The 24,940-nt window shown below is 69.0% G+C and carries 26 protein-coding genes and 1 pseudogene; 17 read left to right on the top strand and 10 right to left on the bottom strand.

Translation table 11 applies throughout. The features are described 5' to 3' along the window. The first annotated feature begins 341 nt into the window (after positions 1-341). From AB0C35_RS17100 to AB0C35_RS17090, 3 genes are all read left to right on the top strand, one after another. Complete coding sequence (locus AB0C35_RS17100; protein ID WP_358456268.1) at positions 342-725, top strand: MmcQ/YjbR family DNA-binding protein; 384 nt, start codon at positions 342-344, stop codon at positions 723-725. After that, positions 722-1,489: an endonuclease/exonuclease/phosphatase family protein gene (locus AB0C35_RS17095; protein ID WP_358456266.1), complete on the top strand. Its 768-nt coding sequence runs from the start codon at positions 722-724 to the stop codon at positions 1,487-1,489. The genes AB0C35_RS17100 and AB0C35_RS17095 overlap by 4 nt, the downstream gene beginning before the upstream one ends. A 63-nt stretch (positions 1,490-1,552) precedes the next feature. Then, entirely contained in the window at positions 1,553-2,203 is a 651-nt protein-coding gene (locus tag AB0C35_RS17090; protein ID WP_358456263.1) for a GNAT family N-acetyltransferase, read from the top strand. A gap of 430 nt (positions 2,204-2,633) precedes the next feature. Here AB0C35_RS17090 and AB0C35_RS17085 read toward each other — a convergent pair whose 3' ends face one another. After that, the gene (locus AB0C35_RS17085) at positions 2,634-3,170 is read right to left on the bottom strand and encodes a GNAT family N-acetyltransferase (protein ID WP_358456260.1); all 537 of its coding nucleotides are present in this window, start codon (positions 3,168-3,170) and stop codon (positions 2,634-2,636) included. A gap of 324 nt (positions 3,171-3,494) precedes the next feature. Here AB0C35_RS17085 and AB0C35_RS17080 point away from each other — a divergent pair, with 324 nt between their 5' ends. Continuing rightward, positions 3,495-3,881: a transposase gene (locus tag AB0C35_RS17080; RefSeq protein ID WP_358456257.1), complete on the top strand. Its 387-nt coding sequence runs from the start codon at positions 3,495-3,497 to the stop codon at positions 3,879-3,881. 8 nt (positions 3,882-3,889) lie between these two features. Further along, on the top strand, positions 3,890-4,621 hold the full coding sequence (locus AB0C35_RS17075) for a hypothetical protein (RefSeq protein WP_358456254.1): 732 nt from the start codon (positions 3,890-3,892) through the stop codon (positions 4,619-4,621). On the opposite strand, the gene AB0C35_RS17070 is transcribed toward AB0C35_RS17075, so the two are convergent. Then, on the bottom strand, positions 4,549-5,790 hold the full coding sequence (locus tag AB0C35_RS17070) for a DUF222 domain-containing protein (RefSeq protein WP_358456252.1): 1,242 nt from the start codon (positions 5,788-5,790) through the stop codon (positions 4,549-4,551). The two genes, AB0C35_RS17075 and AB0C35_RS17070, sit on opposite strands and share 73 nt — an antisense overlap. Before the next feature lie 372 nt (positions 5,791-6,162). Here AB0C35_RS17070 and AB0C35_RS17065 point away from each other — a divergent pair. The 4 genes and pseudogenes from AB0C35_RS17065 to AB0C35_RS17050 form a co-directional block, all read left to right on the top strand. Then, positions 6,163-6,279 (top strand): annotated as a pseudogene (locus AB0C35_RS17065) (IS5/IS1182 family transposase); the annotation flags it as partial. 375 nt (positions 6,280-6,654) lie between these two features. Beyond that, entirely contained in the window at positions 6,655-8,274 is a 1,620-nt protein-coding gene (locus AB0C35_RS17060; RefSeq protein ID WP_358456249.1) for a cellulose binding domain-containing protein, read from the top strand. Positions 8,275-8,793: 519 nt separating this feature from the next. Then, the gene (locus tag AB0C35_RS17055) at positions 8,794-9,858 is read left to right on the top strand and encodes an MBL fold metallo-hydrolase (RefSeq protein WP_358456247.1); all 1,065 of its coding nucleotides are present in this window, start codon (positions 8,794-8,796) and stop codon (positions 9,856-9,858) included. Then, a complete protein-coding gene (locus tag AB0C35_RS17050) occupies positions 9,855-9,980 on the top strand; it encodes a hypothetical protein (protein ID WP_358456245.1) in 126 nt (41 codons plus the stop codon). The genes AB0C35_RS17055 and AB0C35_RS17050 overlap by 4 nt, the downstream gene beginning before the upstream one ends. Positions 9,981-10,126: 146 nt before the next feature. Here AB0C35_RS17050 and AB0C35_RS17045 read toward each other — a convergent pair whose 3' ends face one another. Next, positions 10,127-10,564, bottom strand: a complete 438-nt coding sequence (locus AB0C35_RS17045) for a cupin domain-containing protein (RefSeq protein ID WP_358456243.1) — start codon at positions 10,562-10,564, stop codon at positions 10,127-10,129. Positions 10,565-10,616: 52 nt separating this feature from the next. Here AB0C35_RS17045 and AB0C35_RS17040 point away from each other — a divergent pair, with 52 nt between their 5' ends. Beyond that, entirely contained in the window at positions 10,617-11,585 is a 969-nt protein-coding gene (locus tag AB0C35_RS17040; protein ID WP_358456242.1) for a helix-turn-helix domain-containing protein, read from the top strand. Between the two features lie 446 nt (positions 11,586-12,031). Here AB0C35_RS17040 and AB0C35_RS17035 read toward each other — a convergent pair whose 3' ends face one another. Beyond that, the gene (locus AB0C35_RS17035) at positions 12,032-12,595 is read right to left on the bottom strand and encodes a dihydrofolate reductase family protein (RefSeq protein WP_358456241.1); all 564 of its coding nucleotides are present in this window, start codon (positions 12,593-12,595) and stop codon (positions 12,032-12,034) included. Positions 12,596-12,916: 321 nt separating this feature from the next. On the opposite strand from AB0C35_RS17035, the gene AB0C35_RS17030 reads away from it, so the two are divergent. After that, positions 12,917-14,179 (top strand): ROK family transcriptional regulator, encoded by a 1,263-nt coding sequence (locus AB0C35_RS17030; protein ID WP_358456239.1) that lies wholly within the window; start codon positions 12,917-12,919, stop codon positions 14,177-14,179. A gap of 61 nt (positions 14,180-14,240) precedes the next feature. Here AB0C35_RS17030 and AB0C35_RS17025 read toward each other — a convergent pair whose 3' ends face one another. Together AB0C35_RS17025 and AB0C35_RS17020 are read right to left on the bottom strand one after the other, a co-directional pair. Next, positions 14,241-15,002 carry a class I SAM-dependent methyltransferase gene (locus AB0C35_RS17025; RefSeq protein ID WP_358456238.1) on the bottom strand — a complete coding sequence of 254 codons (762 nt, stop codon included), beginning with the start codon at positions 15,000-15,002 and terminating at the stop codon, positions 14,241-14,243. A gap of 79 nt (positions 15,003-15,081) precedes the next feature. Further along, the gene (locus AB0C35_RS17020) at positions 15,082-15,279 is read right to left on the bottom strand and encodes a hypothetical protein (protein ID WP_358456236.1); all 198 of its coding nucleotides are present in this window, start codon (positions 15,277-15,279) and stop codon (positions 15,082-15,084) included. Between the two features lie 287 nt (positions 15,280-15,566). On the opposite strand from AB0C35_RS17020, the gene AB0C35_RS17015 reads away from it, so the two are divergent. Next, on the top strand, positions 15,567-16,103 hold the full coding sequence (locus AB0C35_RS17015; RefSeq protein ID WP_358456233.1) for a hypothetical protein: 537 nt from the start codon (positions 15,567-15,569) through the stop codon (positions 16,101-16,103). Here AB0C35_RS17015 and AB0C35_RS17010 read toward each other — a convergent pair. The 4 genes from AB0C35_RS17010 to AB0C35_RS16995 all read right to left on the bottom strand — a co-directional run bounded on the left by AB0C35_RS17010 (position 16,095) and on the right by AB0C35_RS16995 (position 20,501). Then, the gene (locus AB0C35_RS17010) at positions 16,095-16,793 is read right to left on the bottom strand and encodes a hypothetical protein (protein WP_358456230.1); all 699 of its coding nucleotides are present in this window, start codon (positions 16,791-16,793) and stop codon (positions 16,095-16,097) included. The genes AB0C35_RS17015 and AB0C35_RS17010 overlap by 9 nt on opposite strands. A gap of 80 nt (positions 16,794-16,873) precedes the next feature. Further along, positions 16,874-18,748, bottom strand: coding sequence for a peptidylprolyl isomerase (locus AB0C35_RS17005; RefSeq protein ID WP_358456227.1), 1,875 nt, complete (start codon positions 18,746-18,748; stop codon positions 16,874-16,876). Positions 18,749-18,782: 34 nt separating this feature from the next. Beyond that, positions 18,783-19,112 (bottom strand): chorismate mutase, encoded by a 330-nt coding sequence (locus tag AB0C35_RS17000; RefSeq protein WP_358456224.1) that lies wholly within the window; start codon positions 19,110-19,112, stop codon positions 18,783-18,785. 72 nt (positions 19,113-19,184) lie between these two features. Further along, the gene (locus tag AB0C35_RS16995) at positions 19,185-20,501 is read right to left on the bottom strand and encodes a GH1 family beta-glucosidase (protein WP_358456221.1); all 1,317 of its coding nucleotides are present in this window, start codon (positions 20,499-20,501) and stop codon (positions 19,185-19,187) included. 150 nt (positions 20,502-20,651) lie between these two features. Here AB0C35_RS16995 and AB0C35_RS16990 point away from each other — a divergent pair, with 150 nt between their 5' ends. From AB0C35_RS16990 to AB0C35_RS16970, 5 genes are all read left to right on the top strand, one after another. After that, positions 20,652-21,275, top strand: a complete 624-nt coding sequence (locus tag AB0C35_RS16990) for a TetR/AcrR family transcriptional regulator (RefSeq protein WP_358456218.1) — start codon at positions 20,652-20,654, stop codon at positions 21,273-21,275. 46 nt (positions 21,276-21,321) lie between these two features. Then, complete coding sequence (locus tag AB0C35_RS16985) at positions 21,322-21,930, top strand: hypothetical protein (RefSeq protein ID WP_358456215.1); 609 nt, start codon at positions 21,322-21,324, stop codon at positions 21,928-21,930. 43 nt (positions 21,931-21,973) lie between these two features. Beyond that, positions 21,974-22,516 carry a hypothetical protein gene (locus tag AB0C35_RS16980; protein WP_358456213.1) on the top strand — a complete coding sequence of 181 codons (543 nt, stop codon included), beginning with the start codon at positions 21,974-21,976 and terminating at the stop codon, positions 22,514-22,516. Then, a complete protein-coding gene (locus AB0C35_RS16975; RefSeq protein ID WP_358456210.1) occupies positions 22,513-23,622 on the top strand; it encodes a ferritin-like domain-containing protein in 1,110 nt (369 codons plus the stop codon). The genes AB0C35_RS16980 and AB0C35_RS16975 overlap by 4 nt, the downstream gene beginning before the upstream one ends. Before the next feature lie 416 nt (positions 23,623-24,038). Further along, complete coding sequence (locus AB0C35_RS16970) at positions 24,039-24,920, top strand: hypothetical protein (protein ID WP_358456207.1); 882 nt, start codon at positions 24,039-24,041, stop codon at positions 24,918-24,920. Positions 24,921-24,940: the final 20 nt, after the last annotated feature.

The following is a 24,940-nucleotide window of genomic DNA, read 5'->3' as shown; positions in this document are numbered from 1 at the left end:
GATCGTCTGGTCTCAACACACCCACACGATCACAGCGGTGGCCGTCTCACGTCCCGGCCTCCATCAGACCGAGATCTCCAAATGCGGCTGGAGTATTAATGCGGACATGGCGACTGCCGCATCCAGCCATCACCGGTCCCGGCAGCGTTCGACCCACCGTCCCGATTCGTCCCGCCGAACCGGCGCGACCAGCGCGGCCAGCGCGGCCAGTACACAAAGCGGTCCCGTCGCACCCAGCCACCGACGCCGACGACCGGGTCGCTCACAAGCGCCGAACCCGCACCGCCGGGGGGACCCAGACGGGCGCGACATCACGGAATCCTCCCCGTAGAGTGGCGTGCATGGCCACGTGGGACGACGTGCGACGAATCGCGCTGGCACTTCCGGAGACGGACGAGATCGACCGGCGAGGCGACCTCGCTTGGCGCGTCCGGACCAAGGCGTTCGCGTGGGAGCGCCCCTTGCGAAAATCCGACCTGGCCGCCCTCGGCGACGCCGCACCGGACGGCCCGATCCTCGCCGCACGCGTCCCTGACCTGGGTGCCAAAGAGGCCCTTGTCACAGACGACCCGGAAGTCTATTTCACCACCCCGCACTTCAACGGTTTCCCGGCAATCCTCGTTCGCCTGGAGAGAATAGAACCTCCCGAACTGGAGGAACTTCTCGCCGAAGCCTGGCTGGACCGAGCCCCGAAACGCCTGGCCGCCGAATACCTCAAGTCATGAAGGTTCGCGTCCTCACCTTCAACACGCTGTTCCGAGGCCGTTCCCGAGCCCGCCTCGGCGCGTTGGCCCAGCTCATGGAGCAATCGGACTACGACGTCGTCTGCCTGCAAGAGGTCATATCGCCGCGGAACCTGGCCCAACTCCAGCGCTCCGCGAAATCATTTCCGCAAACCGCCCACGCATCGACTTTCCCAGTGGTGCGTGGCGGCCTGATCACCCTCTCTCGCTGGCCGATCACCCGCCGCCACTTCCAGCCGTTCACCCCCACTCGCCCAGCCCGCCTCGAATGGCTGCTGCGCAAGGGCGCCCTGTTCACACGCGTCCAACTCCCCAGCGGCTTCCTCACGGTCGTGAACACACACCTCTCCGCGAACATGGACATGCACTGGGCCCCGTCCAACCTGTACACGAAGGCCGAGGAATCCGAACTGCGCGAGCTCGCCGCGCTCGTCGGCAGGATCGACCCGGCGGAACCCATGGTGGTCATGGGCGACTTCAACGTCCCCCGCGACTACCCCCTCTTCAAGGACTTCGCGTCCACCACCGGCCTCCAAGACGCCCTGACCGGCGACACGGAACCGACCTACCGCCCCGAGTACGCGGACCTCAAACCAATAGACCAGATCCTCACCCGCCCGGGCATAGAAGCCGCCCCACGCCTGGTCTTCAAAGAGAAGATCCGCCTGCCCAACGGCCGCACGACGGCCTTGTCCGACCACTACGGCATAGAAGCGACCCTCACCATCCGCCAACCGCCGCCCTAACACATCACCGACGGTCGTGAATATTGGATCGCCCGGATGCGGCGGAGCGGCCAGGATGGGGAGATGCTCGCTGATCACTTCCCGCTGCTGAACCTACGGCTGAGCACGCCGCGGCTCGAACTGCGGCTGCCATCGCCTGAGGAACTGGGCGCCCTCGCCGAGTTGGCGGCCGAAGGCATCCATGCCCCCGAAGAGATGCCCTTCGTGACGCCATGGACCGACCGGCCGCCGGCCGAGGTCGCGCGGAACGTCATTCACCACCATTGGCAGACCCTGGGCGCCTGGGAGCCTCGGAAGTGGTCACTCGACCTCTGCGTCCTCCACGCCGGTGTCGTGGTCGGGATGCAGATCATCAGCGCGAATGACTTGGCGATCACCCGTGAGGTGGACACCGGCTCCTGGCTCGGAAAGCGCCACCATGGACAGGGAATCGGCACCGAGATGCGGGCCGCGGTGCTGCACCTCGCCTTCGTCGGCCTGGAGGCCGAAGAAGCCACCTCCGCGGCTTTCGTGACCAACCACGCCTCCCACGCGGTCTCACGCAAACTCGGCTATCGAACCGACGGTATCGACCGGTGCGTGGTCCGGGGAGCGATGGTCCCCGACGTCCGTCTGCGCCTCAGCCGCGCCGACTGGGACCACCACCGAACCGTCCCCGTCACCATTGAAGGCCTAACGCCATGCCTGCCCCTGCTGGGCCTCACCGCCCCGTAACAACCGACGCCCAAATGCCCGGCGCCAAGGCGGCCCACCCGACATTCACTCAAACTGGGCAATGCTCACCCACCCGTTGACCAGATTGCCCAGCCGGCCAAGCTCCACGCCCAACCCGACTCGGCTCAAGTTTAGAAACTGCGCCTGGATACAGAGCGCTGACCAAGGACGTCGGCCTAGGACGTTGGCGGTGGCGGTGGCGGTGGCGGTGGCGGTGGCGGTGGCGGTGGTGAAGCGCGCACCTAATGGGCCGGGGTTTCCAGGATGCGGGCGTGCCGTATGTGCAGACAGTGAAGACATCCGCGGGTACCCGGGCGGCGCGAGGGCCATCGAGGACGTGGCGGCCGGTATGCCACCGCGACTCCAACTCCCACTCATTTTCGTGTGCCGACGGCATGACGAACATCCTCGCGGATGATCGCCGGTGACCTCAGGGCAGCGGCTGTCCGCCGAACGGAGGGAAGCTCCCCTGGGCCGTGGTGAACGAGATCCACACGTCCGGCGGCAGATCAGATCTGCCAGAGACCGCCCGGCGCTCCTCTGCCCAGTTGCCATCGGCAAGTTCGGTAGCGACGCGGCGCCAGAAGCGCACGGCCGCACCGTTGGCTTCTTGGAACGCGACGTCCCACCGGCCAGGATGTTCGGCGACGACAGCGGCCACAGCCTGCAGCCCAATCCCGGCCCGCCGCATCGACCGCACCACGAAGAAGCTGTTCAGAACCCGCACCGGTCCGTTGAGGTCACGGACGATCGCGAACCCGACGGGCCTGGCCTCCGGTCCGGCGAAAACGTAGCCGGCCCAATTCGGGTCTTCGAAGGCCGCGGCCAGCCGTTCGGTGCGGAACCTGCCGTCCGGATTTGGCAACTGGCCGCCGAACTCCGACATGTCGTGGCAGAACATCAGCCACAGTCGCTCGACCAACAGGCGGTCAGCAGGGCTCGCGCGACGGACGGAGACGGTGGGCATGGCGACTCCTGCTGATTGCTGGTGGTAACGAAGACCCACACTGACAGGCGGCGGAACAGACCATGAAAAAGCCTTCCGGCCGCGTCCGGCGTCAGAAGGCTTCGATCAGCATTTTACCAAGTCGGCTCAGTGGTGGCCCGCTGGCCTGCTACGGACGGATGGTAGAGACTCTCGAACCGCGATGGCAGCATGCGGCGATCCATTCGCCACGCAGGTGCGCACTAATGTGAGCCAACCCGGGGCCAACGCTGTGAGCAACCTCTGCACGGCGATATTGTCCGGCGTCGTACCGACGAGACCAATGCGAATCCGTCCGCCCGCGCGATGGCCAAGAGTTGTTCCAGTACGGCACCGCCAAGGCCGGCACCCCGATGCGAACGTTCAATGCACGGCCCGTTCTCGCCCGCCCTCCTCGCATTCTCCATTGGGCACAGCCGGCCAGCACCCACCCCGGCGACACCCCCACGAAGTGAGCCCGATGTCTTGCGGTCGGTGCTCAAGACGAGGGCCGAGGCGCTCATGTCGGCGGAGGCCGACGCTGTCTGCGGCGCCGGCTACGGGCGGCGGTTCGACGCGCGGGTCAGCTGCCGCAAGGGCTACCGGCAGCGGAACCCGCGCCGGCACCGTCGAGCCGGCCATCTCCAGTTGGATCGGGGGCCCACTTCCCCAGGCGGCCGCCGGAACGTCGCCGCCGGGCCGAGCAGGCCCTGATCTCGGGAGTGGCCACCGTCCATCTGCTGGGCGTGTCCACGCGGCGGGTGGACAAACGGGTCGAGCAGATGGGCATCCAGCACGTAACACAGATCCCGGAGATGCCCAAGGTGCCGGACGTGCTGAGCCGGGGTTGCGCTTGCCTGCGGCGGGGCCTGGGCGTGAGGTTGGTCCGGGAGCGAGGCCAAGACTCAGCAGCGCCACCCACTCGCCCTCGTCCACCGATGACGTCCTGTTGGTCAATCCTGCAATCCTGCGACGGCCGATTCCGCGCAACCTGGTCTGGGGCCGCCTCAGCCGCTCCGTGGAAGGGCGCCCTAACTCTGAATGCGCTGGCGGCCAGAGTCCGGACGGCTCGGTGGGCGCGCCGGCGTAATGGCCGAGCAGACCTCCGCAGCGGTCGCCGCTGGTATCCCCTGGCTGGGCTGCAGGGCGCTGGACAGGGCTGCTGGGCGCTGCGGTGCGAGGGCGTTGGGGTGCTGGGCGCTTGGCTGCACGGCGCTGGGGTGCTGGGCGCTTGGCTGCACGGCGCTGGGGTGGAGGGCGCTTGGCTGCAGGGCGCTGGACTGGGGTGCAGGGCGTTGGGTGCAGGGCGCTGGGTGCACGGTAGGGGTGGCGTGCCGGCTGTCGAGGTCGTGGTGATTTGGCAGTGGGCCATTTCGGGTGGTCATGCTGCCCAGTCGAGCTCGGTTGGTGGATGGTCGGCTGCTGTGGCATCCGGTGGTGGGAGGACGCGGTAGATGTATCGTCCGTCGGCGTTGCGCGCGATGTGTACTTGTTCGGCGTTGGTGTGTTTGAAGCGGTTGTGCCAGCCGCAGGCCAGGGTCAGTCGGTCGATGTCGGTGGGGCTGTGGCCGAGGGCCCAGCCGTTGACGTGGTCGACCTCGCACAGCGTGCCGGGGACTTCGCAGCCCTGCACGGCGCAGGTCGGGTACAGGGTTTCCAGGACGCGGCGCTGGCCCGGCGAGGCGAACCGTTCGCGGTACCCGAGATACAGCGGCAGGTGCCCGCGTCCCAGCAGCAGCGGGGAGACCCCGGCGCTGAGCGCGATGCGGCGGGCTTGGGCGGCGGGGATCGGTGTCCCATCCGTGAGCCGCGCGGGTGCCTGACCGCCGGTGAGGGTGTCCAGATCGCAGATGACGGTGACCTTGGTGGCCTTATGCCCGCCCGACAGCACGCTGGACAGCGCGGCCGCCGTCCGCTCCGGCAGATCCCGGCGGTCATCCTCCCCGGCGGGCTTGGCCAGCGGCCCCAGCGTGCCGTCCCAGATCGCGGCGTCTTCGGGGTTGAGCCACCCCTTCACATACCGGCCGCCGTCGAGCGACCGCGTCGAGGTGATCCAGGACCGCTCATACCCGCGCCGCGAATCGGCATCGGCCTTGTCGGTGCCGTCGCGTTCGGCGATGACGTCACCGATCCGCCTGCCGAACGCGGCGACCTTCCCGGCCGCGAACCCTTCGTCGACCATGCCGAGCAGGATCTCTTCGGCGGCGCTGCAGTCTTGGTCGTTCAGGCGGGCGACCGAACCGGCGATGGTGGCGGCGTACCCGGACGACAGAGATCCTGCAGCCCACCGGGCGGTCACCTCGGGCAGACGGTGACGTTGCCGGGCGAGCGTGAGGCGTTCCTTGGCGCGGCTGTCGCGCATGCCCAGCCGGGACCGTAGCCACGCCTGGGTGGACGGCAGTCCCCAGCGGCGCATCTCTCCGGCGGCGTCCACGCGCTCGATGAGCCCGGCCATGGCCGATTCCAGTTGGTCGGCGGCGGCCGCCAGGGTTTCGGTGAGTTCCATGCACGCGGCCGCTGATTCCGGTGGTGTGCGTCCGGCCAATTGAGCGGCGATCGCGGCTGCGGCGCCCACCAATTGTGCGGTGGACGCCTCATCGAGATCGACCGTGACCGAGCGCATAGGGAAAGAATATCGGCTGATCGAGCCGACATCGGCCGGATAAGGGCTTGAATATTGTCACCCCGGCGATAGTCGGAGCCGGTGAGTTGGATAATCAGACTCCAGGGTTGGATTTTCGGACGCACCCGGCCGGCATAGAAACTGGTGTTGGTGAACTGGGCGGGGGCATAGGGCATGTTGGATGGAGGGCGAGGGAGCCTGCACGACGAAAAGTCGGCGGACTCAAACCTTTCTGAACGCGTTACGCGTTACCGCCGATCCGATCGCGGCGCGGACCATGCCGTCGGGGACCGGTGAGAGTTCGCGCCTACAAGGGGCATGCAACTCCGCCGAGCATCTGGCCTGGCTGTGCAGACGGCGGGATCGTGCCAGCGCATCGCCCGGGTCGGCGTTGAGTCCAGCGAACGGCTGGGTCGCCACCGCTGGAAGGACGAACGCACGCTGGCCTGGCTGTTCGGCTATCGGCGCCTGACCGTTCGCCATGAACGCCACGGCCAGGTGTTCAACGCCCTCCTCGTCCTCGCAGCCACCATCACCTGCTACAAGTAAGTTAGCTGGCCAAAATCCCCACTTGAGACACGTTCTTAGTTCGGCAGATTTGGCACTGGCCACGTCGGGGGGTCGCCGGGCTGCCCGGCGCAAGTGGAGGGCTCTCATGAGGGAGGTGATCATTAGGTCGTGGCGAATCAGGTGGCCGTTGACGGTCGTCGGGCTGCGCGTGGCTCGGTGGGCTGTGAAAGGAAATGAAAGCATCTCCGGGTTTCATTGACATGTCTTGCTGCCTCGTTTGAAACTCGGGGCTGTCGACATCTTTGATCAGCGATCGCTGCGCAGCCTTCATCGCCTCCCGGAAGGAGGGTCCCAGTGGTCATCGGCTCGGGCCGTTCTCAGTTGCGTGCGACGATCGTCATGCTGGCGATGGCGGCGCTTGTGCTAGCTGGAGCGGTACAGGTATTGGCGAGAACCACAATCGCCGAGGCCGCCGCCGGCGGTTTCGTGGCCGCTTCGCCCGTTGAAGACGAGGGTGCCGACTGCTCAGTCACTCTCCCGGGCTCTTTGCCCGCCGACTCCAAGCTTCCCGACCCGTTCACGAAGCTGGACGGTACGCGTATCACCACCAAGTCCGACTGGCGGTGCCGGCGGGCGGAGATCAAGGAACTGGCGGAGCGGTACGTCTACGGCGAGAAGCCCGCAAAGCCGGCAAGCGTCACCGGGACGGTCTCGAATAACAACATCACTGTCAATGTGTCGCACAACGGCAGAAGTGCCAGCTTCTCAGCGGGCGTCCAATTGCCGAGCGGTACCGGGCCTTTCCCAGCCGTCATTGTGCTGGGGGGATTTGGAGCGGACACGAACACCATCAGGTCCTCCGGTGCCGCCGTCATCAACTACGACCCCCTCGCGGTTGGGAAAGAGGGCACAGGACGGAGTAACAAACAAGGGGCGTTCTACAGCATCTATGGCGCCACGAGCAGCACCGGGCTGCTGGCCGCCTGGGCCTGGGGCGCGAGCCGGATCATCGATGTCATCGAGCAGTCGGGTGGCAACGTCCTCAAGGCGGATGCGGTAGGCGTCACGGGATGTTCGCGCTACGGAAAGGGCGCCTTCGCCGCCGGTGCGTTCGATCAGCGCATTGCTCTGACCATGCCGATCGAGTCGGGCAGTGCTGGTGTTCCCATCTTCCGCGGGATTCCCGGGGAGAGCGGTGCGCAGCCGCTGAGCAGTGCGTATGAAGAGCAGCCGTGGCTTGGTGACGCGTTCGGCTCCTTCACCGGCAATCCGAACACGCTGCCGGTGGATACGCATGAGGTCGTGGCCATGATCGCGCCGCGCGGCCTGTTCATCATGGAGAACCCCCACATTGATTGGCTGGCCGCCAGGTCGGGGAGTGTCGCGGCCCTGGCCGGAGCGGAGGTCTACAAGGCGCTCGGTGCGGGCGGCAACATTACCTACTGGTCCGACATTCAGGACGGTAGCCACTGCGCTGACCGGCCCGAGTGGCAGGCGCCCTTGCAGGCGAACATCCAGAAGTTCCTGCTGAAGACGGGCGATGCTTCCGGCACGTTCAGGATCTCAAGTAGTAAGGCCGGCAACCTGGCTCAATGGCGTGACTGGCAGACCCCCGCCCTCTCCGACGAGCCGACCACCCCGCCCACCACACCACCGACCACCCCGCCAACCACCCCGCCGGCCGGAAACTGCTCGGCCTCGGTGTCGATCAACCAATGGACGGGCGGTTTCGTCGCCACCGTGCGCGTTACCGCGGGTTCCTCGCCGGTCAATGGCTGGACGGTCACCGTGCCCCTACCGTCGGGTGCCGGCATCACCAACACGTGGAACGCCGACCGTAGCGGGAACACCGGCACGATCCAGTTCACGAATGTCAGTTTCAACGGCTCCATCGCTCCTGGCCAGTCGACCGAGTTCGGCTTTCAGGGCACCGGTAGCGGAACGGGAATGACCCCAACCTGCTCGGCCGGGTAGTCCCGCGATCTGCCGGCTCCCAGGGGCCCGGAGTGAAGGCGGCAAGCCTCCACTCCGGGCCTCGTTCCCGCGCGAGAATGAACGTCCGGACGTGCTCCCACGCGAGACCTCGGACACCCGACCGGCCGGGAAGCGCGTCCGCAACCGGAAGGAGCCGGCATTGGTGAAACCACCTCGCTGCCACCTGTGCGATCGGACGGACGGCGATCTTGCGGCTTTCGAGCTGGTGTACTTCGGCGATATGCCGGATCTTCCACCCGATTGGGCGGGCCATCCGTCCAACGCGTTCTGGTACTGCCGCGAACATGCACCCCCGTCCGACAAGCGGGGCAGTGCAGACATGCCAGGAAGCTGAGCCCACCCGGCTACCGGTGCGCAGACGGACATCGGCTCTTACGCGGCGGCTCGGCCGCTACCTCGGCCACTACCTCGGCCGGAAGGGTTCCGCACCCTCTGCGCCCACTCCCACTCGCCCTCGGTGAAGAGATCGGCTGATGTCGCTGAGGTTAGGGTGCTGGTATGTGCGAGACAGCGGGCACACCAGGGGAAGCAGTGGCGGCCATGCCGCGTCCGGCGGCGGGGGCGGCGGTCGACCCCATTGCGCTGGAGCCGGTGGACGAGGTCGAGATCGTCACCCTGGTGGACAACGTCTACGACGCGTTGCTGACGAGTGACGAACGCACCCGCCGGGTCGGCTTCGGTGCGGGCGTGGTGGAGGCGCCGCAGTTCGAGGATGGGCGTACCCCCACCGGGATGATCGCGGAGCATGGCTTCTCGGCGCTGGTGACGGTGCGCCGGGCCGGTCGCTCGCACACGCTGTTGTTCGACACCGGCCTGTCCCCGCACGCGATGGTCACCAACGCGGGACGGCTCGGGATCGATCTCGGTGACATCCAGGCCGTAGTGCTCAGCCACGGTCATTTCGATCACGCGGGTGGGCTGGCCGGGCTGGCGGGTGGGCGCGGCGTCCGGTCGTTGCCGATGGTGCTGCACCCGCAGGCGTGGACGAAGCGCCGGTTCGCGGTGCCCGGCCAGGAGACGGAGCACCTCCCGACATTGAGCAAGCGGGCGCTGGACGGAGAGGGCTTCGAGGTCGTCGAACGCCGTGAGCCTTCGCTCCTGCTGGACGGCAGTGTGCTGATCACGGGCGAGGTGGACCGCACCACGGAGTTCGAGCACGGCATGCCGCCCCCGCATCAGGCCTGGACGGGTACCGAGTGGGTCCACGACCCGCTGGTGACCGATGATCAGGCTCTCATCGTGAACGTCCGCGATCGGGGCCTGGTCGTGCTGACGGGCTGCGGTCACGCCGGCGCGATCAACATCGTCCGGCATGCGCGGCGGTTGACGGGAGTGGACCGGTTGCACGCCCTCGTCGGCGGGCTGCACCTGGGCGGCCCGGCCTTCGAACCGGTCATTGCGCCCACCGTCCACGCCTTGACCGAGTTCGCCCCGAGCCTCGTCGTCCCAGGTCACTGCACCGGCTGGCGTGCCCAGCACGCGCTGGCCGCGGCGCTGCCCGACGCGTGGGTGCAGGGCAGCAGCGGCACCACATACCGGCTGCTCGCCGCGGATCACCAGTGATCGTCGCGGAGCGGCCGGAGCGGCCGGAGCGGCGGGAGCGGCGGGAGCGGCGGGAGCGGCGGGAGCGGCGGGAGCGGCGGGAGCGGCGGGAGCGGCAGTTCGCAGGCGCCGGTCTCGCATAAGGCGCCTGCTCGGCACATTGCCTCACCGAGCCGAAATCGAACTCGACCCGGCCCCGAACCCCCGACCCCCGAATACCGAATACCGAAAGCGGAACCGCAACCGGAACCCGTGCATCTGGATGAGGCACTCGTCCTCGTCGGGCGGGCTACGGCCGGGGTGAGGTGAGGGCGTGCCCGGTGGTGGCGTCGACATGGGACGGGACGGTCTCATGGCGGTCGCCCACGCTCAGGGTGCCGGTCGGTTCGAACATCAGGATCGACGCCCCGCCGGGTGAGGACGGCTTGTGCTCCGTCCCGCGCGGGACGACGAACACCGCGCCCTTCGGCAGGGTGACTGTGCGTTCCCCCCCGGGTCCTCCGGGCCCTCCGGGGCCTCCGGGGCCGACTTCGCGCAGGGCGATGGTCAGTTCGCCGTCGATCACCAGGAAGAACTCGTCGGTGTCGTCGTGGGCATGCCAGACGTGGTCACCCTCGACCTTGGCCACCCGGACGTCGTAGTCGTTGACCCGCGTGACGATGCGGGGGCTCCACAGCGCGGTGAAGGAAGCGAGCGCGGCCTCCAGTTCGATCGGTTCAGTGCTCATCCGGCCACCCTGCCGTCCTGTGCAGGGCGGTCGTGAGTGCTAGGAATAGCGTATGCCGCAAGAATCCTCGCACCGTGTGGTGATGATCGTCGACGCCGGGTCCAACCCGTTCGAACTCGGGGTGGCCACCGAGCTGTTCGGCCTGCGACGTCCGGAACTGGAACGGCCGTGGTACGACTTCGCGCTGTGCGCCGCGGGCGGCCGGGCCGTCATGCACGCCGGGTTCTTCACCATGTCGGGCATCGCGGACCTGGCGGCGGTGGAGCACGCCGACACGGTGATCGTCCCCAACCGGCCCGACCCGGAGGTGGATCCGCCGCCGGCCGTGCTGGACGCCGTCCGGTGCGCGGCCCGGCGCGGCGCCCGGCTGGTCAGCTTCTGCACCGGCTCGTTCGCATTGGCGGCGGCGGGGGTCCTCGATGGACGCCGCGCCGCCACGCACTGGCGCTGGGCGGAGCTGATGCGGTCCCGCTTCCCCGCCGTGCGCCTCGAGCCGGACGTGCTGTTCGTGGACGACGGCGACGTCCTGACCTCCGCAGGCAGCGCCGCCGCGCTCGACCTCGGCCTGCACATCGTCCGCCGTGACCACGGCGCCGAGGTGGCGAACGCGGTGAGCCGCCGCCTCGTGTTCGCCGTGCACCGTGACGGTGGTCAGCGGCAGTTCCTCGAACGTCCTGTGCCCAGGATCCCGGACACGTCACTGGCGCCCCTGCTCGGCTGGGCGCGGGAACGTCTGGACCGTCCGCTGACCGTGACCGCCCTCGCGGCCCGGGCGGCCGTCAGCCCGGCGACCCTGCACCGGCGGTTCCAGGCCGAGCTGGGCACCACCCCGCTCGCCTGGCTCACCGCCGAACGCGTCTCCCTTGCCTGCACCCTCATTGAACGCGGCGAGCCCAGGCTGGACGCGGTCGCCAGGGCCAGCGGCCTCGGCAGCACCACCAACCTGCGGGCGCAGATGCGGCGCCAGACCGGCCTCAGCCCGTCCGCCTACCGGGAACGCTTCGCCCGAACCCACGGATGACCGGCCTCGGAGGCGAGCGACGCACGGGCGACGGTGTTTTGGAAGGCGAGCGACGCACGGCGACGGTGCTTTGGAATGTAGGCGGCGCACGGATGCCGGGCCCCGGAGGACGATCGAGCACCGATGACCGGGCTCGGAGGCGAGCGATCCACGGATGACGGCTCCGGTGTGGGGGAACGAGGCACCGTTGGCGGGCTTCGGAGGACGGTCGAGCAGCGGTGGCCGGGCTCGGAGGCGAGCGATCCACGGATGACGGCTCCGGAGGACGATCGAGCACCCGGTGGCCGGGCTCGGTGGCGAGCGATCCACCGATGACGGCTCTGGAGGGCGAACATGGCACCGTTGACTGGGCTCCGGAGGGCGAGTGACGCGCGGATGTGGCGCGGGCTCGGCGAAGGTGCCGTTCACGTCGGACCGTCCGTGGCCGCGGTGGTGTGGCCGCCTGCTCAGGACCGCTTCGGTTCGAGGTGCAAGGCCGTGATCCCGCAGTCGAACGGGCGTGCCGTGACCAGATGAAGCCGCTGGTGGGCGTCCAGTTTGGGGAACACGGGCATCCCGGCGCCGAGCGCGGTCGGGTTGACGAACAGGTGGAGTTCGTCGAGCAGCCCTTCCGCGATCAGGTTCGCCACGAGCGTGCCGCCCCCGTAGGCGATCATGTCGCCGCCCGGCTGGGACTTGAGCCGGTTCACTGTGTCGACGAGGTCACCGCCGGCGACGGTGGCGTTCTTCCACGGCGACTCGGTGAGCGAGGCGGAGATGACGACCTTGGGCGTGTTGTTCATCCAGTCGATGGACTCCTGGTCCTCGCCCTCGGGACCGGACTCCCAGGCGGGGATGAACCCCTCGGCGAGCTTGCGCCCCAGCACGATGGTGTCGACCGGCTGTGTGAGCGCGTCGATGTAGGTGTTGATGTCGTCCGTCCAGGGGAAGGTCATCCAGTCCATCTCGCCGTTCGGGCCTGCCATATAGCCGTCGACGCTGGTCTGCACCTGAAGCTTGAACTTGCGCACGGGGACGCTCCCTTCCGAGTTCGAGTTCGAGTTCGAGAGTTCGGTTTCGGGTTCGAAATCGTTCGTGTTCGGCTGAGGTGAGGACGGTGGATCCGTCTGGCCTGCGGCCTTACCCCTCAACTGCCTGTAGCTTGGCGCAACCCGCTTACGGAATCTTTACGGCTCCATCCAGGTGTGTCTGGCTTGCCCAAATCGGCCGGTGTATCACTGGTATGTCGAGCGTCTGCGCCGTCGCACGCCAGGACGAGGGAGCCGGGCGGACGGCCCCCGAGCGCGGTTGTTTGGGTAACTTGGTGGTGTCGCATTGTGAGAGGGGGAGCCGTGTCGTCCTCTCTCCTGCCGGGCGTTACCGGCACGGGGCGGCAGGTTCCGCAGGCGGCTCGGCAAGGCAGACTCGGCGTTCTGCTGCGTGAGGTGCACCGGGACGGGGCGGTGTCGCGCACCGAGCTGGCCGACCGGATGGGCGTGAACCGGAGCACGATCCTGACGCTGATCGCCAAGCTCGCGGCGACGGGCCTGGTGCGCGAGGAGACTTCGGCGACGACGGGCCGGGCGGGCCGGCCGTCGCTGGTGGTGCGTCCCGCGACCAGCCAGGTGTACGTGCTGGCCTTCGATGTCGCGGTGGACCGGCTGGTCGCCGCCAGGGTCGGGCTGGGCGGCGCGGTGCTGGAGCGCAAGGAGACGGTGCGGCGCCGCAGCCAGGACGACCTGGACGAGGTGGTCACCGCCCTCGCCGAATTCGGTGGCGCGCTCGTTGCCGCCGCTCCCGCGGGCGCGAAATGCGTGGGCGTCGGCGCGTCGTACTGCGGCCTGATCGGGGCCGCCGACGGGAGGGTGCGCCTGGAACCCACCATCGGCTGGACGGACGTCGACTTCGGCCCGGCTCTCGGCCGGCGCCTGGGACTGGGGCTGCCCGTCGCCGTCGGAAACGAAGCCCATCTCGGCGCACTGGCCGAACACCAACGCGGTGCGGGCGTCGGCAGCCGCAACCTCGTCTACCTTCACGGGGACGTCGGGGTGGGCGGCGGCATCATCGTCGGCGGCAGGCTGCTGGACGGCGACGACGGCTACGCCGCCGAACTCGGGCACATGATCGTCAATCCGTATGACGGCCGTCCCTGCAACTGCGGTTCGCGTGGCTGCCTGGAGGCGGAGGTGGGCGAATCGGCGCTGCTGGAGGCGGCCGGACGCACCGGCGGGCCGATCGGCCGCGAGGGCGTGCGGGCCGTCGTGGAGGCGGCGGAGAACGGTGACGCGGCCGCCCGCGCGGCTTTGAACCGGGTCGGCGACTGGCTCGGCATCGGCGTCGCCAACCTGATCAACCTGTTCAATCCCGGAGTCGTCGTCTTCGGCGGCATGCTGAGCGAGATCTACCGGGGGTCCGCGCCCGAGGTCAGTGCCCGCGTGAACGCCAGCGTCCTGCCCGTCTCCCGTGAACGTGTCGCGCTCCGGACGGCCGCGCTCGGCTACGACTCCACCTTGGCGGGCGCCGCCGAACTGGGATTCGCCGCGCTCTTGGCCGACCCGCTGGGCACGCTCGACGTGACCTTGGCCGACGCGCCCGAATGCGCCCCGCGCCGCTGAACGACGTCCTCCGGCCGGTTGCCCGCCCGCGCGGGGCGTCCCGCTTCCGCTAGCTAGTTAGTTAGCTGAAGGGCTTGCGGGCTTCGATGAGGAAGCGGGACGAGTGGGCGACGAACGGGCCGTCGCGCCGGATCAGCTCGTGCAGTTCCCGCAGACGATCACGGTGGGCGTCAACGGTGAAGCCTGGGACGATCCAGATCACTTTGCGCAGGAAATAGACGACGGCGCCTATGTCGTAGAACTCCATCCGCAGCCGTTCGAAACGGAGATCGACGACGTCGAGGCCATTGGCCCGGGCGTCGGCGGTGTCGGTGTCCGGATGGCGTTTCCGCCGCGCTTGTGGCTGCGGTCCGAGAAAGAACTCGGTCAGTTCGAACACGCTGGCCGGGCCGACGTGCTGGGCGAGGTACGTTCCGCCGGGGGCCAGGACGCGGGCGATCTCCGTCCACCAGACCGTGGCGGGGTGACGGCTGACCACCAGGTCGAACGCCTCGCCGGCGAACGGCAACGGCGGTTCGTCGGGGTCGGCGACGACCACCGCCCCTCGGGGATGCAGCAGCCGGGTGGCCTTCGCGACATTCGGAGGCCACGATTCGGTGGCGACCATTGTCGGCGGGAATTCGGCGGCTCCGGCCAGCACTTCGCCGCCGCCCGTCTGAATGTCCAAGGCCGCGTCGGCATGAGCCAGCCGCTCGCTCATCAGGCGCTGATATCCCCAGGAAGGACGCTGTTCGGTCGCCCGGCCGTCGAGCCACGAGAAGTCCCAGCCGGCCGGGGAAACGTCCTCGGCCTCGGCCACCAGGTCCTCGAACGTGCGGTCCATGACCACATGATCCACCATGTCTCGACACGTCGCCGGCCGGCGGGCCGCCGCGGGCCTTGAGATCGGCGTCCGGGCCCGGTCAGCCGCTCATGACGAGGAAGACGATGCCGCCGACGATGTGGGCGATGACGGTGATGACCAGGATGGCGAGGAAAACGGCCTTGGCCGTCGGATGGTCGAAGTGGGATCCGGGACGGCCGCGCTGGGACGAGCGGTTCTGAGCCTGCTGCTCAAGCTCGTCCAGCGACGGCAGGAAGGACGGGCGTTTGAGAACCATCGGGGGCTTCTTCCTGGTCAGGGTGCGGGCGGCCGTCTTGTACAACGCGCGGTGACGACCGGTTAGTCCTGTCGCATTCACCCGCGAGGGGGAGGGCGCCGGGCCCTGGGAGGGAGGTCACGGGCGGCGCGTCCCGAAGAACATGGGGAGCACCCGCGCATTTGGACGTCCGCGCATTTGGACATCGCGCATTTGGACATTCGCGTATTTGGGCGTCCGCGCATTTGGAACTTCGCACATACGCACATGCGCACATACGCGCGAACGAGCGCAAAGGAGGACGCGCCATGACCACCGCTCGTCCGATCCCCCCGTGGGCCGACCGCATCGCCCACATCATCCCGTTCACGGTGCTGCCGTCCGGACTGTGGCGTATAGCTCTCGGCCTCGGTGTGCCGGTGGGTTTTGCCGAGAGCAGCCAGCTGGCCGACTTTCCGCATCCGTTCGGGACGCCCTATGTCTTCGCGCTCAGCATTATCGCGGAGCTCTTCGCCCTGCTCGCGTTCGGGCTGGTGCGGCCGTGGGGTGAGGTCTTCCCGCGCTGGTGCCCCCTGGTCGGAGGACGCCGCGTGCCCATCTCCTTCGCCGTCGGCACCGCGTCGCTCGGCGCGGCCGCGGTCACTCTCATCGGCATAGCGGGAGCCTCGAACTGGGCAGGGGCGATGTCCGCCGCCGAGAGCCCGGACGGGTTCGCGGCGGCGGTGATGACCTTCGCCTATGCGCCGTTCGTCGCCTGGGGGCCGCTGCTGGCGGTCCTGACCGTCCACTACTTCCGCCGCCGCACCACGCGACCCGTCCCGACCCCGGCCTATGTGTCAGGGTGAGTCCGGCGGCCTGACCCGGGAGTCGATCTCGGCCAGGAGATGCAGCGCCGCCTCGCCCTCCATCCGAGCGAAGGCGGCGCTGACGGCCCCGGCCGCCGGACCGCCGGTCAGCCACGCGATGACCTGCCGGGACGGACGGGACGAGGTGTCCCAGAAGGCGTTGCTCAGCCGCGGACGGCCATGTCGCCAGACCATGTCCAGGCTGACGAACTCGTGCAGATGCCTGATCGCCTGTTCGGACGTCAGCGTGCCCCACTCGTCCAACAGGGGGCCCATATCGGCACCTGCGCCGCCGAGGGCGCAAAGGGCCGTGCCCACGGAGGGGCGGGCAGGAAAGGCCGCCAGCGTCCGCGTCCAGAACGCGTGGAAGAAGTCGACGATCGCCTCGCGCTGCGGCCAGTCCCGCCAGCCCGCCTCACCGAGTTTGATGAAGATGACCTCCGCGTCCAGCCGGTATCCGAAGGCGTCGTCGGCGGCCAACTCCAGCAGGCGCGGCGCGAAGTAGCGGAAATCCTCTGGGCCGCCCCAAGTACTCAAAGCCTTGGCCGCGTACCGGGCCAGATCTTCGGCGGTGAGGTCGCGGAGCGGACGGGCGAGCAGCGGCCGCCCCTCGTCGGAGGCGACGCAACACGGGCATCCGTGCAGTTCCGCAGGACGCGCAACGTCCGCGAACGCCGCATATAGATCCACGTCAACCCCACCAAGGCCGGAGTCGGTAAGCCGCAGCATGCCATGCGAGACCGCAAAGCCGCCTCGGGAGCGTGTCGGGGCTAACCGGCAAGCGTGCGGAACTCGGTGATGGTGATCTTCTGTTTCGGTTCGCCGTCGTCGCCGCCGGTGGCCACCCCCGCACCGGCGACCTTGTCCACGGCCTCCATGCCGGAGGTGACGCGGCCGATGACGGGATAGTCGGCGGGCAGATCCGGTGCGTCCTCGTAGAGGATGAAGAACTGGCTGCCGTTGGTGCCCGGGCCGGCGTTGGCCATGGCGACCGTCCCCCGGATGTAGCGGACGCCGGTCGTGTTCTCGTTGGCGAACTCGTAGCCGGGCCCGCCGGTTCCGGTGCCGGATGGATCGCCGCACTGGAGGACCTTCAGTGTCGGATTCGTCGTGAGCCGGTGGCAGGTTGTGTTGTCGTAGAACTGCTGGTTCGCGAGGTGGGCGAGGGAGTTCACCGCGCACGGCGCCTTCTCGGCGTCCAGCTCCAGTTCCAGTGTGCCGAGGTTGGTCTTGACGGTCGCGCCGGTCGGCAGGGCCGATGACACGGGCGGCGTCCCGACGTCCTTCACCCGCCCGTCGGTGACGGGCTTGTAGCTGCAGCCGTTCAAGCCGGGAGCGGTAGTGGTGGCGGCGGTGGCGGGGCCCGATTGGGCCACCGGCGTCCCGCCTTCGGTACCGGGCTTCCCGCCGTCCCTGAACAGGACCGCGGCGACGACCCCGCCGGCGCCCAGCAGCACAACGGCCACGGCCGCGGCGGCGATCAGCAGCGGACGGCCGCTCCGTCCAGAAGCCGACGGACGCGTGGAATACGGAAACTCGCGCGGTGGCGGAAGCTGGGGCGAAGGCTGGGGCGGAGGCTGCGGCGGAGGCGGCACGGCGGGCGGAAACATTTCAGCCGGCCCCGCGCCATCCGGTGGCGCGAACGGAGGCTGTGCGCCATCCGGGGGCGAGAACGCAGACCCCGCGCTGACCGGTGACGCGAACTGAGATCCCGCGCTGTCCGGCGGCGCGAACGGAGACGCCCCTGCGGGGGACGGCGGAACTGCCGGAGGTGGCGGTGGCGGGGCAACGGGGAGGGCGGCGGCTGAGGTGCCCTCCGCCAGGAGGTTCGCGTCCGGTCCGGCGGCCAGTAGCCGCTGCAGCACCTGGAGCGCGGTCGGACGCGCCGCCGGGTCCTTGGCCAGGCAGGACGCCGCCAGATCGCGCAGGTCCCCGGTCAGGGCGCCCAGGTCCGGCTCGCCGTACAGGATCCGCTGCATGATCGCCGGCACGGAGTCGTGGCCGAACGGCGGGACCCCGTTCGCGGCGAACGCCATCGTGCAGCCCCACGCGAACATGTCCAGCGGCGCGCCGCCGGTGGTCCCGGCGACCTGCTCGGGCGCCATGTAGGCGGGCGTGCCGACGGCACCGGTCATGGTCGCGGACGTGGCGTCCAGCGGCCGGGCAATGCCGAAGTCGATGACCTTCGGGCCGTCCGCGGCGAGCAGCACGTTGGCCGGTTTGAAGTCGCGGTGGACGACGCCCGCGTCGTGGATCGCCGCGAGCGCGGTCGCGGTGCCGATGGCGAGCCGGGTCAGGTCGGCGGCGGTGAACACTCCGCGCTCCGAGACCAGGTCACGCAGCGACGGCCCGTCGATGTACTCGCTGACGATGTACGGCGTGTCCCCGTCGGCCTCCGCGGCGAGGACGGGCGCGGTGCAGAACGGGGCGACGCGCCGGGCCGCGGCGAGTTCCCGCTCGAAACCGGTGCGTGCCCGGGCGTCCCGTCCGAAGTCGGCGTGCAGGAGCTTCACCGCCACCTGCTGACCGGTGCCCGATTCGCCCAGGAACACACTGCCCTGGGAACCCTCCCCGATCCGTGCGGTCAGCCGGAACCCGCCGGCCTCGCGAGGATCGTTCGGACGCAGCGGACGGGGGTCGGGCATTCGGGACCTCCACGGCATGAGCGGCGTGAGCAGACTATCCGCGGGCGTCCTGACACCGTGTCCCAGACCGGCCGCCCGTCACGCGCGCTCCGTGTTCCGTGAGTTCCAGGTCGATGAAGGCGCTGATCATCGCTCGCCACACCGACTCGGCCACCTCCGGTGCCAAGCCAGCGCGGGCGGCGCGCTCGCGTGCCAGCGCGACGACCTTCTCCACCCGGTCGGGCGCGCGGACGGCCTGCTCGTCGGCCTTGAACGCGGCCGCCGCCCGCACCAGGTCCTGCCGTTCGGCCAGCAGCCGGACGAGTTCACCGTCGATGCCGTCGATGCGGGCCCGCACGTCCGCGAGCGATTCCGGGGTGTCCATGCGCAGAGCATGCCACCGCCTTGCTCGCCTGTGCCGCCTTGCCCGCCTGTGCCGTCGCCCTGTCCAGGGGGGTCATCGTGACTCGGCGGGCTTTCGGGAGGACGCGATGAGGTCCCGGTACCAGGTGTAGGAGTTCTTCGGTGTGCGCTTCTGGGTCTCGTAGTCGACGTGGACGAGCCCGAAGCGCGGGTGATAGCCCTCCGACCATTCGAAGTTGTCCAGGAGCGACCACGCGTAGTAGCCCCGGATGTCGATGCCCTCGTCGATGGCGGTCCGCATGGCCTTGATGTGGGTGTCCAGGAAGTCGATGCGGGACGAGTCGTCCACGGTGCCGTCCGGGCCGATCTCGTCCGGGAACGAGCAGCCGTTCTCGGTGATGTAGAGCGGCGGCAGGTCGTACCTGGAGGCGAGCGTACGCAGGAGTGAAAGGAACGCGTCGGGGACGATCGGCCAGCCCATGCCGGTCGTGGGGTACTCGGTGACTTCGGTGATTTCGAAGGGGAGCGGGCCCTCGGAGGGCGTGGTCAGCCGTGTCGGCTGGTAGTAGTTCACGCCGAGGAAATCGATGGGGGAGGCGATGACGGCGAGGTCCTCGGGACGGACGAACGGCGCGTCGTCCATGATGCCGGGGTAGCGGCCCAGGAGGACGGGGTCGGTGAAGAGCCGGTTCATGAACCCGTCGAAGGCGTCCGCGGCCGGCTGGTCGGCGGGGGACGCGGCCCAGGCCGGGGAGTAGTGGTTCGTCAGGCCGATCTTGCGGGCGTTCCGGCTGCGCAGGGCGTTGACGGCGAGTCCGTGGGCGAGGAGCTGGTGGTGCGCGGTGGGGAGCGCGTCGAGCATGAGCGTCCGGCCGGGGGCGTAGACGCCGAACGCGTAGCCGTAGGCCGTGACGACCACCGGCTCGTTCAGGGTTATCCACATTTCCACGCGGTCGGCGAGCCGCTCGGCGGCGAGGTAGGAGAATTCAGCGAACCGGTAGGCGGTGTCACGTTCCATCCAGCCGCCTGCGTCTTCGAGGGGCTGGGGGAGGTCCCAGTGGTAGAGAGTCGCGGCGGGCGCGATGCCTTCGGCGAGCAGTCCGTCGACCAGACGGTCGTAGAAGTCGAGTCCCCGAGTGTTGACGGGGCCGTTTCCGGACGGCTGGACGCGGGGCCACGCGATCGAGAACCGGTAGGAGTCGACGCCGAGACCGGCCATGAGCGCGACGTCCTCGGGCCAGCGGTGATAGTGGTCACAGGCGACGTCGCCGGTGTGGCCGTCGCGGACGCGTCCCGGCGTGCGGGAGAACGTGTCCCAGGTGGACGGGCCCCGCCCATCCTCGTCGACCGCGCCCTCGACCTGGTAGGCGGCGGTGGCGACACCCCAGCGGAAGCCTTCCGGAAGCCACATCGCGTCTCTCTCCCATGCCCTGGCCAAATGCGAATAGCTTTCGGATATTAGGTGCTCGGGTGGTGTGCACGGAAGACTCCCATGACCTGGGGGTGGGCAAGGGCAGGTCGCGCATGCCGAGGGACGTCACGTTCGGGTGACAATGGTGGGGTGACCGAGATCCGGACTCCGCTCCGCCGTCGTCCCGCCCAGCGCCGCAGCGCCGAACGCGTCCAGCGGATGCTCGACGCCTGCGCGGGCATTCTCGACGAGGACGGCTACGACGGCCTCACCACGACGCGCATCGCGCAGCGCGCCGACGTGGCGATCGGCTCGGTGTACCAGTTCTTCCCCGACAAGCGTGCGGTCGCGCAGGCCCTTGCCCTGCGCAACCTGGAGGTCTTCGGGGAGCGGATCTCGGCGCGGCTGGCCGAGGACGACTTCGCCGACTGGTCCGACACGGTCGGTGCGATCATCGAGATCTTCGTGGAGATGCACCGCACCGTCCCCGGCTTCCGGGTGCTGCGGTTCGGCGACGTCGCGGACGTCAACCTGCTCGACTCCGACGCCGACAACAACGCGGTCGTCGCCGACCGGCTCCGCCGGGTGATCGTCGAGACGTTCGACCTGCGCGACACACCGGGCCTCGCCACCGCCCTCGCCATTTCGGTGGAGGCGGGCGACGCCGTGCTGAAGATGGCGTTCCGCAGCGACCCGAACGGCGACCCGATGATCGTCGCCGAGGCGGAGCGGCTGATCCACGGCTATCTGGCCTCGCACATCGAAGAGTCCTGACTGGGGCACTCGTCTGTGCCAGACTCCGCAGAACGCTACAGAACGGGTGAGTCCGCTGGACGAGGAACGGCTTCAGGCGCAGAACCGGCTGCTGATTCGGCAGCGGATCCGCCTGATGGTGAATCAGTACGAGGTGCACGCCGAGGCATCGGGCGGCGGTGAAGGCGAGCTGCTCGCGTTCGCGCAGCAGAAGCGCCTGGCGTTCAAAGAGCAGGTGACCCTGTACGCGGACGACGCCAAGACCCGTCCGATCCTCGGGTTCAAGGCCCGCAAGCGCATCGACCTCGCGTCCGCGTACGACATCACGGACGCGCACGGCCAGCCGATCGGCGTCTTCCGCAAGGACTTCAAGAAGTCGCTGCTCGCCTCCACCTGGCACCTGGAGCAGCCGGGCCTCGGCGTCACCACGGGCAGCGAACGCAACAAGGCCATCGCGGTGCTGCGCCGCGTCTGGCAGATCATCCCCTACGTCGACGCCCTGCCGTTCGCCTGGCCGTACCACTTCGACTTCTACGCCGGTGACCAGGTCGTCTTCTCGGTCGACAAGAAGTTCGGCATCCGCGACCGCTACGTCGTCGACATCAAGGATCCGCGCCTCGACCGCCGCCTGGTCATCGCCCAGGCCGTGGGCCTGGACGCCCTCCAATCCCGCTGACGGCCCCCGTCCGTGACGGCCACCGGACGTCATGGCCGAGTCCGTGGACGACGCCGAGGAGGAGTCCGAGGAGGAGGCCGAGGAGGAGGCCCGCCGCCTCCACATGCCGCCACCCGCGCGCGAGCCCGTCCACCGCGTCCTGGGCGACCAGTGCCTTCACCGCGCACGCACGGTGCGCCGCGCCCGCACGGTGCGCCGCGCACGCACGGTGCGCCGCGCCCGCACGGTGCGCCGCGCACGCACGGTGCGCCGCGCACGCACGGTGCGCCGCGCACGCACGGTGCGCCGCGCACGCACGGTGCGCCGCGTCCACACGGTGCGCCGCGTCCACATGTGTCGGGCGGGCGGTTCGCCTTGCGTCCGCAGTGTGACCGTGTCCGTCGTCGCCGAGGGGAGTTGTCGGCGATCCTTGGCGAGGAACCTCAGCCGTCCTTCTCGGCCTTTCACGGCCGAGAAGTCGACCGGGTTCTCGCATGACCCTGGCCTCGTGGCGCTTTACATGTTACGAAGGTATGTAAAGCCGTGGGCGGAGCACACCCGCGTCGCGTTCGTGCGGCGTCATCCCCCCGAGGAGGATCCCCCGTGAGTTCCTACGACCTCTACTCCACGCCGGTCCCGACGGATACGTGGAACGTCCCGATGTCCGGTGACACCCGCTTCACATGGGAGTACGACGAGGGCCGCGACCGGCTGCTGAACCTGTACCAGAAGGGCAAGGACAAGCAGTGGGACGCGCAGAAGCGCATCGACTGGGACCTTGAGGTCGATCCGAACAACGTCGCCGGCCTGCCGGAGAACTTCAACCCGCTCTTCGGCTCCGACATCTGGGAGAGGATGTCGCAGAAGGAGCGCGACGAGTTCGGGCGGCACCAGGGTTCGTGGCTGTTCAGCCAGTTCCTGCACGGCGAGCAGGGCGCGCTGAACGTGTCGGCGCGCATCGTGCAGTCCGTCCCGGACCTCGACTCCAAGTTCTACGCCGCCACCCAGACCATGGACGAGGCGCGGCACGTCGAGCTGTACACGAAGTTCGTGCACGAGAAGATCGGCATGTACTACCCGATCAACCAGGACCTGGCGAAGCTGCTCGCCGAGTCGCTGGAGGACAGCCGGTGGGATCTGCCCTACCTCGGCATGCAGGTCCTCATCGAGGGCCTCGCCCTCGCCGCGTTCGGCCTCTACCGCGACATGTCGACGAACCCGCTGGTCAAGCAGCTGCTCGCCTACGTCATGCAGGACGAGGCGCGGCACGTGGCGTTCGGCCGGCTCGCGCTCAAGGACTACTACGCCGAGCTCACCGACAAGGAGCGGGCCGAGCGTGAGGAGTTCGTCGTCGAGGGCTGCTACCTGATGCGGGACCGTTTCAAGGGACGCGAGGTCTTCGAGCAGCTGGACATGCCCGTCGACAAGTGCATGGAATTCGTCGACAACTCCGACATGTACACGCTCTATCAGTCGCTGCTGTTCAGCCGGATCGTCCCGTGCGTCCGGGACGTGGGGCTCTGGGGCGACAAGGTGCAGGCCGCCTACGCGGACATGGGCGTCCTCGACAACGCCAAGGCCGACCTGGAAGCGCTGATGGAGCAGGACGAGGAGATCGCCGAAAAGGTCGACGAGGAGCGGTACGCGGCCGAACTCGCCGCCCGCAAGACCGAGGTCGACGACGCCATCACCCTCGGCGGCGCCGCAGAGTAGCCGACCCGCAAGCCGAACGGGGGCGCCCACCGGGCCGCCCCCGTTCGCGTCCCCCGTTCGCGTACCCCGTTCGCGTCCCCCGTTCGCGTCCCCCGTTCGCGTACCCCGTTCGCGTACCCGGGGTCGCGGTCCGCGGGGTCGCGTCTAGGGGGTGGCGTGCCTTTCGCGCCCCTCGGTTCGCATGGCGGTTCCGCGTCTCTGGGATGACTTTGTCGGACCTTGTCGCCATTTGTTCGCGTGGGGATGTCGCCGATCAATTCCGTAGATCTATATCGCGTTTACCAATTGCTTCTCCAATTGGCCGTGTACGCCTCCGGCCTGTACTAATGTCGCCGGTCGACGGTGCGCCGGATTCTGCAAGCCGTACGGGCGCACATCACACGTGCAGGGTCAATCCGAAACCCCCGGGGGGAAGCATGAACCGATCCGTCAGGAATCTGCTGAGCGTCTCCGTCCTCGCTCCGGTCGCCGCCGCGTTCGCGGTCGCGGCCGCGCCGGCGAACGCGGCGCCCGGTCCGTCCACCGAACTCTTCTACGAGACGTACGCCGCGGCCGCGCCGGTCGCCCAGACGCTCCCCGAGCCCGTCACCATCCTCGCCGGGCAGACCGCGGAGAAGACCACGGGAATGGCCGACGGTGTCCTTCGCGGCGCCCCGGCCGGGCCCGGCCTCCGCTCGGCACGATGCACCCTGAACCCGGGCAAGGCCGTCAACTCCGACGCTGGAACCAGTCTTCCGGAAACCGCTCTGATGGTCCCTGAGAAGACCCCGCTGGGCGCGCTTCCCAAGGGCGACTGCCTTCGGTCGGCGCCCCGAACCGACCGCCGTCCGGCCGCGGACGCGCTGCCCGTCCCGCCCGGTACCGTGAACGACCTGTCCGAGACGCTCCTGGGGAATGTCACCAACCTCGGCGGGCTCCCAGGTGGGCGCACCGCTCTTCCCAACGGCCGCTACGCCGAGGCGCCGCTGAGCACGGTGTTGCCGAGCCTCCCGTCCGCGCTCGGCTCCGTGCTCCCCGCCGGGCTGCCGGCCGGCACGACACTCTTCCCGTCGGCCGCACGCCACACGCGGCCGGGACCGGCCGACGACGTCCTCGGCCAGGCGAACAAGGCGGTCAACCAGGCCGGTCTCGGCCTCGACGAGACGGAGAGCGGTGTCGGTCACGTGGTGCAGGTACTGAAGGCGCAGGACCGCGTCGCAGGGCCGGTGGACGGCCCGCTGGACGGCCCGCTGGACGCCCCGGTGTCCCTCCTGGACGCCTCCGGTGTCGGGCTGCCGGGGGCACCCGGCCTCGGCTGAACCGGCAAGGAAACGAGGCG

This window comes from Spirillospora sp. NPDC048819 (genome assembly GCF_040650055.1).
Lineage (GTDB): Bacteria > Actinomycetota > Actinomycetes > Streptosporangiales > Streptosporangiaceae > Spirillospora.
Note: the sequence above shows the minus strand (reverse complement) of the source record. Positions and strands in the feature narration are given on the sequence as shown.